The 16362-nt window shown below is 36.5% G+C and carries 7 protein-coding genes; 5 read left to right on the top strand and 2 right to left on the bottom strand.

Annotated elements, in window-relative coordinates; translation table 11 throughout:
* The first annotated feature begins 9 nt into the window (after positions 1-9).
* The 3 genes from GGR42_RS02045 (at position 10) to GGR42_RS02035 (ending at position 5362) form a co-directional block, all read left to right on the top strand.
* On the top strand, positions 10-1065 hold the full coding sequence (locus GGR42_RS02045) for an adenylate/guanylate cyclase domain-containing protein (RefSeq protein ID WP_167960348.1): 1056 nt from the start codon (positions 10-12) through the stop codon (positions 1063-1065).
* A 136-nt stretch (positions 1066-1201) separates the two neighbouring features.
* Entirely contained in the window at positions 1202-2479 is a 1278-nt protein-coding gene (locus GGR42_RS02040; RefSeq protein WP_167960346.1) for an aminotransferase class V-fold PLP-dependent enzyme, read from the top strand.
* A gap of 66 nt (positions 2480-2545) precedes the next feature.
* Positions 2546-5362 carry an alpha/beta hydrolase family protein gene (locus tag GGR42_RS02035; RefSeq protein WP_167960344.1) on the top strand — a complete coding sequence of 939 codons (2817 nt, stop codon included), beginning with the start codon at positions 2546-2548 and terminating at the stop codon, positions 5360-5362.
* An 83-nt stretch (positions 5363-5445) separates the two neighbouring features.
* Here GGR42_RS02035 and GGR42_RS02030 read toward each other — a convergent pair whose 3' ends face one another.
* Together GGR42_RS02030 and GGR42_RS02025 are read right to left on the bottom strand one after the other, a co-directional pair.
* Positions 5446-6321 (bottom strand): sugar phosphate isomerase/epimerase family protein, encoded by an 876-nt coding sequence (locus GGR42_RS02030; protein ID WP_167960342.1) that lies wholly within the window; start codon positions 6319-6321, stop codon positions 5446-5448.
* Positions 6322-6416: 95 nt separating this feature from the next.
* Entirely contained in the window at positions 6417-7343 is a 927-nt protein-coding gene (locus tag GGR42_RS02025; RefSeq protein ID WP_167960340.1) for a hypothetical protein, read from the bottom strand.
* Between the two features lie 198 nt (positions 7344-7541).
* Between GGR42_RS02025 and GGR42_RS02020 the strand changes: the two genes are divergently transcribed.
* Entirely contained in the window at positions 7542-15422 is a 7881-nt protein-coding gene (locus GGR42_RS02020) for a BspA family leucine-rich repeat surface protein (protein ID WP_167960339.1), read from the top strand.
* 4 nt (positions 15423-15426) lie between these two features.
* Entirely contained in the window at positions 15427-16140 is a 714-nt protein-coding gene (locus GGR42_RS02015) for a fibronectin type III domain-containing protein (protein WP_167960337.1), read from the top strand.
* Positions 16141-16362: the final 222 nt, after the last annotated feature.

Raw genomic sequence — 16362 nt, 5'->3', positions numbered from 1 at the left:
TTAGTTTCTATGAAGTTCAAAACCAAATATAGATGGAAGATTATTTTACACTATGTTCTGGGTTGGACGCTAGCATTTCTTTTTCTAAGCATAGTACGGGGAGTAGGAACCATTGAAAAAAGCTCTGTTGCCTTTGAGTTCTGGGAAACTATTTTGGTTTCCATACTATTTGGTCTCCTATTTGGAAGCATTTCTGGATATACCCAGATCCTTACGGAAGAACGTATTTACAAGCAAATATCCATAGCTAAGCTACTACTGGTTAGGGTGGTTTTTGCTTTTTTGTTTTTATCCCTTCTCATTTTTGTTTCCTACCTCATGGTCACCACATTTTTTGGTGAAACCAAAGGTTTTATTGCCTTTGTACTAGAACCAGGAAGCCCGGCCATTTATTTTTATATTCTCTGTGTAGATATTTTTATGTTTGTTTTTCGACAGATAAGCTTGCTCATTGGGGAGAAAAACCTTGGAAAGGTTTTATCGGGTAAGTTTTACACCCCTAGGGAAGAGGAACGTATTTTTATGTTTTTGGATTTACAGTCCTCTACCACCCATGCAGAAAAATTGGGCCATATAACATATAGTAAAATGATCCAAGAGTGTTTTAATGATTTGGGTGTGGTCTTGGAAAATGAGGCGGAAGTGTATCAATATGTGGGAGACGAAGTAATATTGACCTGGAATTTAAAGGCTGGGTTAAGAAATCAAAACTGTATCAACGCCTATTATAATTTTAAAAAGCAGTTGGCAAAAAAAAGGGAAGCCTATAAAAGTAAATACAATTGTGCGCCTTTTTTTAAGGCAGGACTGCATTCTGGTATTGTTACGGTGACAGAGGTTGGCAAGTACAAAAAGGAGATTGCCTATCATGGTGACACCATCAATACTGCTGCAAGGATTCAAAGTAAATGCAACGAACACAAACAAGAACTATTGATTTCTGATAAACTAAAAAATCAATTAAATGGTTCCGGCTTTATCTTTAATGAATTGGGAAGTCTTTCCCTAAGGGGTAAACTTAAAGAAGTCTTTGTGTATGCTGTTTCAGAAAAGGACGTAACATAGTAAACTCTTCTTGGTTCTTCTAAAACCCTTGGTTTTAATATCAATTTTGCGAAAAAGACATTCAATAATTAGGGATATCTAACCCATAATTTTTAAGTTATTCTGTAAATTTAACACAATCTAAAATGCAGAGTTTATGAATCCACGTAGATCTTTCCTAAAAACCGGCTCACTTGCCGCCTTGTCCATGCCCTTTTTATCTTTTGATACCAAAAAGGATTGGTCTTTAAAAGAACTGAATACAACTACAACGGAAGGGGAAGCTTATTGGAAGATGGTTCGTAAGCAGTTTCCCTTGAAAGAGGGAATGACCTACTTTAATAATGGCACCATGGGACCTTCATCTGGTTATGTTTTGGATACCATGATCAATCATATGCTGCATTGGGGAGAACAGGCCGCCACAGTGGATTATAAAAATGGTTCTGGCCCCGTACTTTTAAGTGGGTATTTTCCATGTGAAGAACTTAGGACAAAATTGGGAAGCATTATCAACTGTGATTTTAAGGAAATATCCCTTACCCAAAATGCCACTTTTGGAATGAACTATGTGGGCATGGGACTCAATTTAAAAAAGGGGGATGAGTTATTGAATACCAACCAAGAGCATGGTGGTGGTTTTGGAGCATGGCAATTGTTGGCAAAAAGAAAGGGATGTATATACAAACAAGCTACTATGCCTGTCCCGGCCAATGACCCAAAAGAAATTATTGATGCAATCTTTAAAGAAGTAACCCGGAAAACCAAGGTAATTGCCATTCCCCATATTATTTCTGGATATGGTACGGTAATGCCTGTTAAGGAAATATGTTCAGAAGCCAGAAAGCGCGGAATTTTTACCGTATTGGATGGTGCGCAATGCGTAGGTCAGGTTAAAGTAGATGTTAAGGATATAGGATGTGATGCCTATTACTCCAGTCTTCATAAATGGATGCTGGCACCGGCAGGAAGTGGTATTTTATATGTGAATAAAGATGTGGTAGGCGATATATGGACCACTATTGCCAGCTATAATTGGGACAACCAAGAAGATCATGGGTTTCGATTAATGCAAACTGGAACTGGAAATGCCGCTTTATTGGCAGGTTTTGGGGCAGCGGTAGATTTCTATAATACCATAGGCCAAGAGAGATGGTTGGGGAGGATAAAGGAATTGGGCACTTATTTACGAGACGGACTAAAGAAAATGGAACATGTAACCTTACATTCTTCTAGCAATGAAGAACTGGCTGCTGGAATAACCACCTATAGTGTAAAAGGAATTTCGGGACCAGATCTGCAAAAAACAATGTGGGAAAAGGAAAAACTACAACCCCGTTCGGTTGGTGCCGAGATGTTGAGACATTCGGTTCATATTTATAATTCCAAAGAAGAAATTGATAGGGCGCTTAAGGTGATTAAGGAACTGGCCTAAGTCACCCAATCCTTTTTTAGTTTAACTATTTTAACAAAACAAAGACCAACTAATCCCAACTATATAATGAAATATATAATTTCTACATTTTTAATTTCACTTTCAATTAGTGCTTTTTCCCAAAAAAAGATTTTGGACCATGCAGATGTTGATTTGTGGAAAACCATTAAAAACAGGTCCATTTCCAATGATGGAAATTTTGTTATGTATTCCCTGGAAAAGGGGGAAAAGGACAGCCACTTAAAAATTAAAAACGCTAAATCCAATCTTGTTTTTGAGCATGAAAGAGGGGAGAAGGGTAAATTCACCTATCATTCAGACTTCGCCTTGTTTACCATAAAAGCTTGGAAAGATTCTGTTTCTGATATGAAAAGAAGAAAAGTTAAAAAGGATAGGCTACCAAAAGACTCCCTTGGAATTTACAATTTAAATGATGGTTCTCTGGTGAAGATAGGAAACATAAAGTCATACAAAGTTCCAGAAAAATGGTCCAGTCATATAGCGTATCAACTTGAAGAAATTAGTGCTAAAAAGGACACCACAAAGAATAGTGATAAAGAAATTGAAAAAGAAGAAAAGAAAGATAAAAAGAAGAAAAAGTCAAAAAAAGTAGATAAAGACAATGGGTATCATTTGGTTGTAAGAAATTTATTGTCCAAAAAAGAAGATACCATAAAATTTGTAACGGACTACATCTTTGCAAAAGAAGGAAGGCAGCTTTCCTTTGTAACTACAGGCACGGATAGTATTATGAAGGCAGGGGTTTATGTGTTTGATTTTGAAAACGACCAACTTTCACAGGTTTATGAGGCAGAAAAATCCAAGTATTATCAATTAAGTTTTAGTGAATCTGGTGAAAGATTGGGCTTTGTGGTAGATAATGACACTACCAAGGCCTATGTACGACCCAATGAACTGTTTCTCTGGCAGAAGGGTGCTTCCTTGGCAGAAAAACTGTTGGATGGCGTGTCCAGCCCAAAGGGGTACAGGGTTTCGCCAGATGGTGCCATTATCTTTTCCAAGGATGAGACAAAAGTGTACTTTGGATTGGCAACTCCGGCTATTGTCCAGGACACCTTATTGAACGACGATGAAATCGTAAATGTAGAAGTTTGGACCTATGATGAACCACGTTTATATACAGTACAAGAGTTACAGCTTAAAAGAGATCAAGAAAAAGCATACGAAACGGTTATTCATTTAAAGGACGGTAAACTAGTACAATTGGGATCTAAGGAATATCCAAATGTGCGATTGGGCAATGAGGGGAATGCACCTTATGCCTTGGTCAATAATCCAAAACCCTATCAGTTGGAAAGTCAATGGACAGGAATGCGATCTAGTGATTATGCCCTGGTCAATGTGGCTACGGGAGAAACCAAAAAGGTGCTCACAGCATTAGGTGGTGCCGTTCGCCTAAGCCCTGAGGGTAAATATGCCTATGGCTATAGTCCCGTTGACAGTACCTGGTTTGCCTATGGAGTAGCATCTGGAAAACGTATTGATTTGACCAAAGGAAAGCTTTTTTATAATGAATTGAACGACTCACCAAGACATCCCAGTTCTTATAGTGTAGCAGGTTGGACAGAAAAAGACAAGGCTCTTTTAATTTATGATCGATATGATATTTGGAAGTTCGACCCAGATACAGGGTCTAGTGAAAAATTAACGGAAGGAAGGGCCAATAAAGTTACCTACCGTTATGTGCAGTTAGATGATGAAAAACGGTTTATGGATACGAATGAAAAATGGCTGTTCACAACCTTTGATGAAACCTCTAAACATTCTGGATATTATGAATATAATCCAAAGACCACTAAAGGAAAGCAATTGGTATCGGGTCCGTATAGCTATTCTAGGCCAATAAAGGCACAAATGGGAGAACATGTTATTTTCACAAGACAGTCCTTTCAGGAATTCCCCAATATTAGAATTTCTAATTTAAACTTTAAGAAACAGATAGTGGTAAGCGATGCCAATCCACAGCAAAAGGAATACAATTGGGGCACATCTGAATTGGTGAAATGGACCTCCCTAGATGGAAAAGAACTTACGGGGATGCTCATAAAACCCGAAAATTTTGACCCTAACAAAAAATACCCAATGATTGTGAATTTCTATGAAAAAAGCTCTAACGGACTTTTTAGACATAGGGCCCCTTCTTTTGGACGTTCCACAATCAATTATAGTTTTTATACAAGCAGGGGCTATCTCATTTTTAATCCCGATGTTCATTATAGAATAGGATATCCAGGGGAAAGTGCCTTAAATTGTGTTATTCCTGGAATTACCTCATTGCTGGAAAAGGGCTTTGTGGACAAAGATAATATTGGGGTGCAAGGGCATAGTTGGGGAGGATATCAAATAGCATATTTGGTGACCAAGACCGATATTTTTAAGGCGGCCGAATCTGGTGCTCCCGTACCAAATATGATCAGTGCCTATGGTGGCATAAGATGGGGGACAGGTCTCAGCAGGCAATTTCAATATGAACATACCCAGAGCAGGTTAGGGGGCACCCCATGGGAATATCCAGCAAGGTATATAGAAAACTCACCCATTTTTAATATAGATAAAATAAACACCCCGCTTTTGGTGATGCACAATGATGCCGATGGTCATGTGCCTTGGTACCAAGGAATTGAATTTTTTGTTAGCCTAAGACGTTTGGGGAAACCCTCATGGTTCCTAAATTACAATGGGGAACCCCATTGGCCTTTAAAATTCCAGAATAGAAAAGATTTTAATTTACGTATGGCACAGTTTTTTGACCACTACTTAAAAGCGGCACCCAAACCAGTATGGATGAAACATGGCGTGCCAGCAATTGAAAAAGGAATCAACCAGGGGTATGAACTATTGGATGATATAGGCGAAAACTAAAGACTGAGTTTTATTCTAGATGCTCTAAAAATAAAGGGGAAAAACCATTTGGTTTTCCCCCTTTACTATGACTTAAAAAAATACTATTTAAATCCTATTTGCTTAAGGGCTTTTCTACTCACTTTTATAGCTTCCAAGGGTTCCATATTAAAAGTCCTGTCCTGTTCCACCATATAATATTTCATGCCAGAAAGTTTTTTATTGGCAAGGATTTTTTCAAAATCAATGTTTCCGTTGCCCACTGGTGCAAATCTACCTTCGTCATCCATGTCCTTAACATGCCAGCTTTTAAAACGTTTTGGGTATTTATTAAAGTAATCAACTGGGTCTGCACCTGCTTTGGTCACCCAAAATAAATCCATTTGAAAATTCACATATTTGGGGTCGGTGTTCTCCAATAAATACTCTATGGGTACAATGCCATCCTTATCTTTTTTAAACTCAAAATCATGATTGTGGTACAATAATTTAAGTCCGTATGTTTTAGCCTTTTTCCCCAAAGTGGTAAGAATAGTAGCTAATTCTTCATTGCTGCATGTCATTCCCATGCTTTGTGTTTCTTGGTAGTATTTAAAATACCCCATAGGAGGTACGGGCACTACAAAATATTTAAAACCAGCAGCTTTTGCATCTGCAAACATGACATCGGCCTTATCCAATGTTATGGAAGACTGGTGTGTGCTCATTGGTTTTAGCTTTAATTCTTTCAGCATGGCCTTAAAAGCCGTTGGAGACATGGAATAATACGTTCCGTTCTCATATCCGGCAGCTTCAATATTTTTATAACCGGCATCGGCAACAGCTTGCAAAGTTCCTTTGGCATCTTTGCCCATAGCATCACGAACAGTATAAAGGGCCAATCCACCCAATTTTTCTTGGGCAATGGCAGAGAATGAGCTTCCCAATACCAATACCGCCAGTATTAATTTTAAGGGAAATTTTAAAAATGATTTTTTCATGTTTATTAGTTAAATTTTAAGTTGCTTAAAAGTAAGGAATGTATGTGAATTTTACGCAATGGAAAATAATCATTTAAATAAACAGGAAAAGAGTTCTATTTTTTGAAGTGAAATCTATAGACAAGTTCCAATTCTACTATTGGGCCATCTTTAAAATCTTGGTTTAATTGGGTTCTATTGTCACCAAAATAAATTGAACTTAGGGAAAAGGATACTTTGTCATTTACATCAAATGTTCTGTAGGCTCTTCCAATACTATGACCAAGTTTAGGTTTTAGAATGAGTGACTTTGTCAATGGAATACCTAAATAAAGATAAAGCTCATTCGACGACTTGTTTACATATTGGTTGCTACTGTTTACATGGTTGTTGTTAAGATAATAGCTACCGGAAAGACTTTCAAAATAGATTCCCGCCCATATAGTAGGTGTGATTTTGTAATTTACATCTACCGAAGCTGGTAAAATGGCATTTACTTCAAGTTTGTTGTTGGGGCTCTTATAATAGGAACCTAGCAAGGGAACTAGGAAAAGTCCAAACTTCTCCGTATTTACATAGAGACCAAATTTGTAGCTTAAATGTTCAGTTTTCTTCAGATTGATCAACCCTAGAAATCCAAGCTGAAAATCTTTTTTATTAATAGAGCCAAAATCGGAAGCTAATTTTGGAATGACCAAATAGGTGCCAGATATTTTTTCTGAATGTACTAGATTTATTCCCATTTCCACGGCCATAAATCCAATCGTGCTTTCAGATTCATTATCAGGATTCAATAATAGTGTGTTGGCTTGAGAAGAAAAACCAGTAAGAAATACCATTTTTTCATTGGCTACTATGGGAAAGTCCAATTGCATATCCAATTGCTGCAATTGCGTAGATTGTTGGCTATTTTTAAAACTATTGGATGGCGTGTTGAAATAGGAAATACTTACCAGGTCCAAATAGTCTTGCCCTTGAACCAAAGAAACAGCTAGTGCCATTGTGGTAATGGCTACAATTTTGTTGATGGATTTATTTTTCATCAATACTGTATATATGTGAGGGGGAGCTATCCATATCTAAAGTACAATTTCTAAAACAAATGGTTTTTGCCACAGATTATTGCTAGGTTGGGTATTGTCTGGAGTTGAAAGTTTTTTTTTACAGCTTATCGTGAAAAATAAACTTTTGTTATTTTAAATGTTTAGATTTAAACACTTATACCCAACCAATCATATACCATGAAAAAAATTATTCCAATTCTTTTTTTTGGCCTTATTTCTTTATTTGCCAATGCCCAGACAGAATTTATAACCACTTGGAAAACAGATAATCCTGGAACTTCGGCAGACAACCAAATTACCATTCCATCCTATTATGGAAATTTTGGCGAAGTAATTATTAATTGGGGAGATGGTACAAGTAACACATATGCCAATAGCTCTAATTTAAGCCATACGTATACCAATCCAGGTACTTATACTATAGAAATTACTGGGAACTTCCCAGGTTTTTATTTTAAGAATTGGGGTGATAATGAAAAGATAATATCCGTCGATCAATGGGGGGATATTGAATGGGTTGCGGCCCAAGAGGCATTTAGTGGTTGTAAAAATTTAGATGTTTTGGCAAATGATAGTCCCAACCTTTCCAAAGTCACTTCAACAAACCAAATGTTTAGTGGATGTTTTATGCTAGTGGGAACTTCTGCTTTCAATAATTGGAATGTTTCAACCATATCAAATATGGATAGCATGTTCAATTCGTGTACCAATTTTAATGCTCCAATTGGAAACTGGGATGTAAGCAATGTAGAAAATATGCCCGCAATGTTTTTTAATGCCTCTTCTTTTAATCAAGATATAGGAAATTGGGATGTAAGTAATGTAAAAATTATGTGGGCAATGTTTGCAGGAACGGACTCTTTTAATCAGAATATTGAGAATTGGAATGTTGCCAATGTAACCCAAATGGGCTGGATGTTTTCAAATTCTAAAGCGTTCAACCAACCATTAGGAAGCTGGGATGTATCTAGTGTTACAGATATGTCTTTAATGTTTGATGGTGCAATGGCCTTCAATCAAAACATTTCCAACTGGGATGTAAGTCAGGTCACCAATATGGGGTCAATGTTTCGAAAAGCAGAATCCTTTAACCAACCATTGAATGCTTGGGACATGTCCAATGTGACGAACACGTCCAACATGTTTTATTACGCTTTTGGTTTTAGAGAAGATATTTCTTCATGGAATGTTAGCAAAGTAACCAATATGTCTGGTATGTTTAATGGGGCCACTTCTTTCAACCGTCCTCTCAACAATTGGGATGTATCTTCTGTAACGGATATGACAAGAATGTTCCAATATGCGTATTCCTTTAACCAAGATTTAAGTAATTGGGACGTTAGTAAAGTAACCTTGATGGATAATATGTTCCACCGTGCGGATACCTTTAAACAGGACGTTTCTTTATGGAACATTACCAATGTCACTAGTATGGACGATATGTTTTTGGAAATAGGAATGTCCAAGAATATATATGACAACATTTTAACCGCTTGGTCAACCTTACCACAAATTCAGGATAACGTATTTTTTAATGCAGGAAACAGTGAATATTGTGACGGTAAGGCTGGCAAAGAAGATTTGATCAACAATCATGGTTGGATTATTACTGATGGAGGGGAAGTTTGTTTTTTGCCAAATCAATTTGTGACGAAATGGAAAACAGATAATCCTGGAACTTCGGCAGACAACCAAATTACAATACCAACATTCTCTGGGGAAACTTATGACTATTTGGTTGATTGGGGTGATGGCAATGTCGATAGCAATGTTTCTGGGGACATTACCCACACATATATAGAGCCGGGTACGTATTATGTTTCCATTAGCGGAACCTTTCCAAGAATATTTTTTAACGAAACAGGTGATAAAGATAAAATTCTCACCATTAACCAATGGGGCAGTAATCAATGGGCTTCTATGGAATCTGCTTTTGCAGGATGTAGCAATTTATCGGTGGCGGCCAATGATATCCCAGACCTATCCAATGTTACAAGTTTAAGAAGAATGTTTTTCTATTGCATTTATGCTTTCGATAATTCAGGCAATCGTGAATTCCCTAATTTCAATGGCATTGAAAATTTCAATGATTGGGATGTAAGTACCATTACGGATATGTCTAATATGTTTGATAAATCTTCTTTTTATCAGGATATATCCCAATGGAATGTAAGCAATGTAAAGAATATGTCTTATATGTTTTTTAGCAGTCCTTTCAATTTTGATATTAGCACTTGGGATGTAAGCAATGTAACCAATATGACGGGTATGTTTGGATCTTCAAATTTTAACAAAGATGTTACAGGATGGAATGTAAGTAGTGTTACTAATATGGACTTTATGTTCAACAGCACCTATTTTGACCAAGATATTTCCAACTGGGATGTCAGCAATGTTACCTCTATGAGGCATATGTTGAGCCAATGTAGTTTTAATCAAGATATATCTTCATGGAACATTGGAAATGTAACCGATATGTCGAACATATTTGACGATAATGATTTGTCAAGAGAAAATTATGATAACATATTGATTGCTTGGAGTCAACTGCCATCCTTGCAAAATGGAACACAATTAGGGGCAAAAGATGTGCAGTATTGTTTAGCAAAAGATGCCCGGGAACTTTTAATTTCAACATATAATTGGTCTATTGTGGACCAAGGTGAAAACTGTGAAGAGTACCGTCCCTTTGTTACTACATGGAAAACGGATAATCCAGGTCCCTCGGAAGATAATCAGATTACCATACCGACAAATCCGAGAGAAATATATAATTACAATGTAGATTGGGGTGATGGTACCAGTGATACGGGTATTACAGAAGATATTACGCATACCTATGCTGAGCCTGGCACCTATCAAGTGTCCATATCAGGTAGATTTCCACATATTTATTTTAATAATAGCGGTGAAGATTACACTTATCAATTTCCTAAAAATACCTCAGATACTGATAAAATTATTTCCATAGATCAATGGGGAACTAATCGATGGATATCTATGTCTTTTGCTTTTGCAGGTTGTTCAAATTTGGATGTGTTGGCAACAGATATTCCAGATTTTTCTAAAGATATTCACCTCTCCTATATGTTTTATGGGTGTACATCACTCAAGGGTAATGAAAGTATGGCTTCATGGGATTTAAGTTATATAACGATGTCAGCACCTAGTATGTTTTCTGGAGCTACACAGTTTAATCAACCTATAGAGAATTGGGATGTCAGTAATATTCGATACCTAGATAGAATGTTCGAAAATGCAACTTCTTTCAACCAAAATTTAGAAAATTGGAACATAGGAAAAGTGGAAAACATGGATGGCATGTTCGATGGTTCTGGTCTTTCTCCATACAATTACGATAAAATTTTAAAAGGATGGGGTAATTTGCCATTGCTACAAAGTGGAGTTCAATTAGGAGCTAGTGGAATTGAGTATTGTGATGGTGAAACTGCCAGGCAAAATCTAGTGGATACCTATGGTTGGATTATAGATGATGCCGGTAAAAATTGCCAAAACTCCTCAGCTTTTATAACCACTTGGAAAACAGATAACCCTGGAAGTTCTGAAGACAATCAAATTATAATACCAACTTATCCCGGTGAAATATATGATTATACAGTAGATTGGGGAGATGGAATTATAGAGTCTAATTTTACTGGGGATGCAATGCATACTTATTTGGAACCTGGTACATATCAAGTTTCTATTTCAGGAGAATTTCCCAGAATTTATTTTAATTCACTACCATATGAATCAAAGAATGATAGGGAAAAATTAGTTGTTATTAACCAGTGGGGTACCAACCAATGGAAATCCATGGAACAGGCATTTGCTGGATGTTCTAATCTCGATGTTTTGGCAACGGATATTCCAGATTTGTCAAATGTCTACCGCATAAATTCAATGTTTAGGCATTGTTCTTCACTGGTTTTAAACCCCTCAATAGGAGATTGGGACACCTCTGGGGTAAGTAGCTTGGGTTTTTTGTTTGGTGACTGCCATTTATTTAATCAAGACATAAGTGGTTGGGACATATCAAATGTTGTCGACTTAACGGGTGTTTTTAATAATGCCTCCCTTTTTAACAAAGATATAGGTGGTTGGGACTTAGGTAAAGTAAAATCTTTGAGTGTAACATTTAAAGGAGCCACTTCTTTTAATAAGGACATAAGCAATTGGAACGTATCTAGCGTAACTCAAATGGGCTCTATGTTTGGTGGAGCCACTTCTTTTAATCAAGATATAAGTAGTTGGGATGTTAGTAATGTAACATATTTTGAAGCAATGTTTTATAACTGCACCTCTTTTGATCAGAATATTGGAAATTGGGACATGTCAAGTGCCAATAATATAAGTTCAATGTTTTCTGGTGCGACTTCGTTTAATCAGGATATTACACTTTGGAATGTTTCGAATGTAACAGACATGAACTCCATTTTTGCTCGGACCAATATATTTAATCAAGATGTGGGGGTTTGGGATGTTGGAAATGTTACTAATATGATTGGTGTATTTTATGAAGCAAAGGGATTTAATAGAGACCTTAGTAATTGGAATACTAGTAATATTACCAATATGGGAAGTATGTTTTTAGGAGCATCCTCCTTTAATCAGAATATAGCTAAATGGAATGTTGAGAATGTTACCAACATGCACGAAATGTTTAAGGACGCAACATCTTTCAACCAAGATATAGGAGATTGGAATATTTCCAAAGTTGTGGATATGTCTTCGATGTTTGAGGGGGTTGAATTATCTACTATAAATTATGATAGTCTTTTGAAAGGCTGGAGTAGTTTGCCAAGCCTTCAATCCAATATAATCTTTAATGCAGGAAACAGTGAATATTGCTTATCCGAGGATGCCAGGCAAAAACTGATAGAGGATTATGGTTGGACAATTAATGATGCTGGTAAGGATTGTTCTAACACCTATTTTATAACTACCTGGAAAACAGATAATAATGGGGCATCAGACGATAATCAAATTACAATCCCAACAGCTGCGGAATATGGCATTGTATACAATTACTCAGTAGATTGGGGAGATGGAACATCTGATATAGGTTTAACAGGTGATCATATGCACACTTATGATACTCCTGGAACATATACCGTGGCAATTTCTGGCAATTTTCCTTGGATAAACTTTGGCGATTCTGTAGATCCGGAAAAAATAATTGAGGTAAATCAATGGGGGACAAATAAATGGCAATTTGCAGCTTCTTCCTTTGCTGGCTGCTCTAATTTAGATGTTGTGGCCGAAGATATTCCTGATTTTTCTGAAACGGTATCCGCCTCTGGTATGTTTTCTAATTGTATTTCTTTAGTAGGAAATACAAGCTTTGCCCAGTGGGACATGTCCAATATAAGTAATGCGTCATCTATGTTTGCTTACGCAGAGAATTTTAATCAAGACATTTCTAATTGGGATATGGGAAATGTTGATAATATGTCATCTATGTTTGGACATGCTCTATCATTTAATCAGAACATTGGAAACTGGAATGTTAGTAATGTAAAGGATATGGAAGGAATGTTTGCCGGTAGTAATTTTAATGGAAACATTGGAAATTGGGATGTAAGTAGTGTGGAAGATATGGGCGGTATGTTTAATGGAAATAAAGTATTTAATCAAGATATATCTACTTGGGATGTTTCAAATGTGACGGACATGGCTTCCATGTTTCACAATACGGATAATTTTAATCAAGATATTTCATCATGGGATGTTTCCAACGTGTTAGCCATGGAAAATATGTTCAACACTGCTATTTCATTTAATACTGATATTGGTAAATGGAATGTTGGCAACGTAACAAGCATGGTTGGAATGTTCCACAGGGCATATATGTTTAATCAAGATATTTCTCTTTGGGATGTTGGTAATGTTACCAATATGATGTGGATGTTTGATGAAGCGGAATCTTTCGATCAAAACCTTGGAAATTGGGACATTCAAAATGTTGTCAATATGAATTTGATGTTTGACTCAACCGGTCTTTCAACAACCAATTATGATAAAACTCTTATTGGTTGGGCCCAATTACCAACTTTAAAGATAGGGGTTCATCTTAGCGCTGGCACCAGTTCTTATTGCCATGGAGAAGGAGCAAAACAGTACTTGATTGACAATTACTTTTGGAGTTTTGATGATGCGGGTAAGAATTGTTTGGATTCTTCGTTTTTTATTACAACATGGAAAACTGATAATCCGGGAGCTTCGGAAGACAATCAAATAACAATACCTACCTATCCTGGTGAAAGCTACAATTATGCCGTAGATTGGGGCGATGGAACATCAACTTCAGAAGTTGTAGGTGATATTACCCATACATACGGTTTTAGCGGAACATATACTATTTCAATAACAGGAAATTTCCCTAGAATATTTTTTTATAACCAAGGTGATAGGTCTAAAATAGTATCTGTTGACCAGTGGGGAACCAATAAATGGAATTCAATGGAGTTTGCATTTTATGGATGCAATAATTTGGATGTGATTGCCATAGATGCTCCTGACCTATCAGGTGTAACATCTTTAAATACTATGTTTGGCGAAACAAGTTCTTTGATTTTTAATTCCAGCATAAATGATTGGGACACTTCTTCTGTTGAAAATATGCAACAGTTATTCTCTAGGGCTACTTTGTTTAATCAACCCTTAAATAATTGGGATGTAAGTAATGTTGTTAATATGTCAAGGATGTTTCAAGTGGCCAATTCATTTAATCAAGATATTGGTAGTTGGAATGTGGGGAATGTAACAAATATGGAGTCATTATTTTATAACGCTAGCTCATTTAATCAGGATATAAATAATTGGAATGTAAGTAATGTTACTAACATGAATGGCTTGTTTCGGGCTTCTGCGTTTAACCAAGATATAAGTGGTTGGAATACTAGTGCAGTTACCTCTATGTATGGAATGTTTGTTGATAATAAGGTATTTAATCAAAATATTAGCAGCTGGAATGTAGGATTAGTGCAAAACATGGGTTCTATATTTAAAGGCGCAACATCATTTAATCAGGACATTAGTAATTGGGATATATCAAATACTACTGAAATGTTTTCTATGTTTGACGATTCTGGATTGGCCACGGAAAACTATGATAGACTATTAGTTGCCTGGAGTCAATCAACATTAGTACAAAATGGTGTTCAATTAGGAGCTGTTGGTATTGAATATTGTGATGGAGAAGTTTCCAAACAATATCTTATTGACAACTATGGCTGGACCATTATTGATGGTGGGAAGAATGTTAACTGTAATGCAGATAATGACAGCGACGGTGTTATGGACCATTTGGATGAATGTTTAAACACTCCAATAGGTGGAATTGTAAACGATAAGGGGTGCCTAATTTCGTTTGCCAATAACTTCGCTATTGAAAGTATTGCCGAAACCTGTCCAGACCAAGATAATGCCCAAATTAAAATTACAGCTATAGAGATTTATGATTATGTAGCTACAATCAATGGTACCAATTATGATTTTACAGATACCCTAGTTGTGTCTGACTTGGTTCCTGGAGCATATGATATTTGCATAACCGTTCCTTCACAGGCTTTTGAGCAATGCTATGCCCTAGAGTTGACCGAAGCGGCCGATATTTCAGGAAAATCTACAGTGGAAAATGGGAAAATGGCTATTACCATGGAGCAGGGAACAGCCCCATACTACGTGTCGGTAAATGGTGAAAAAATAATGGAGACCTATTTAAAGGAAATTTCTGTAGATGTACAACAAGGGGATTTTGTAGAAGTGGCAACGGATAAAGTATGTGAGGGAATCTTTTCACAGATGGTTGAGGGCCCTATTATAATAAGTGCCTACCCTAACCCAACCACAGACTTTTTTGAAATATCATTACCCATTTTTCAATCGGAGGTAACAATAGATTTATTTACCACTGATTCACAGCTTATTTCAAGCCGTAGTTATTCCATTGTTGGAGGAAGGGCAAAATTGGATATTGAAAATCTGCCTAAAGGTGTTTATTTGGCTAAAGTACATTTACATGAGCCTATAACCTTAAAAATTGTAAAACAGTAGAGTTATGAAGAAATTCTTATATATAAGTTTATTGGTTGTTGGTATGTGGTCTTGTACAAGTTCAGAGGGAGGTGAGACTGATAAATCACCCCCACCACCTACACCTGATGAGGTAAATGAAGCCCCTACAGTGCCTAGCTTGGTATATCCTACAAACAATTTGCTTTGTATAGATAATACCTTGGATTTTGAATGGAGTGCCTCTACCGATAGTAATGGAGATACAATCACCTATCTAATTGAAGTATCCACGGACAATCAATTTTCTGAAATAACCCATACAACAACCGGCACACCAACTATCCAAACCTTTACCTTGGAAAAGGGAATTGCTTACTATTGGAGGGTGAAGGCAATAGATACGGAAAATGCAGAAAGCGATTATTCCCAAACATTTAATTTCTACACGGAAGGCGAAGGTATAAACAACTATTTGCCCTTTGCTCCTGAATTGGTAAAACCCTTATTAAATGCAACGAAAGCTCAAGGCACGGTAGAATTAGAGTGGGCTGCAAGTGATGCCGATGATGACCCCCTAACATTTGATGTTTATTTTGGAACGGAAAACCCTCCTACAACCCTAGTGTCAGAGAATCAAGAAACTACAAGTTATAACATAGATGCAGTTGCCTCAACAGCTTATTATTGGAAAATTGTTGTAAAAGACGATAAGGAAGGCCAAACAATAGGGCAAGTATGGAGTTTTAATGTAGAATAATTTTTGTCCCACTAAAAAAAACATAAAAAGAATATGTTCTTTAATTTAGGGCATGGATAGCCAGTTCTATTGATATAAACCTTAAAAAGTCTTTCATATCATATTTATTAAGGTCAAGATTTTCTTGTAAATTAAAATGGATTTTTAAAATCCAAACTGCCTTTTATTCTCGTAAAAGAAGTAACACTATATTTATGACTAGCTTTTTTTACCGTATGATTC

Origin of the sequence: Saonia flava, assembly GCF_011927795.1 — a bacterium.
In the GTDB taxonomy this organism is placed as follows: domain Bacteria; phylum Bacteroidota; class Bacteroidia; order Flavobacteriales; family Flavobacteriaceae; genus Saonia; species Saonia flava.
Note: the sequence above shows the minus strand (reverse complement) of the source record. Positions and strands in the feature narration are given on the sequence as shown.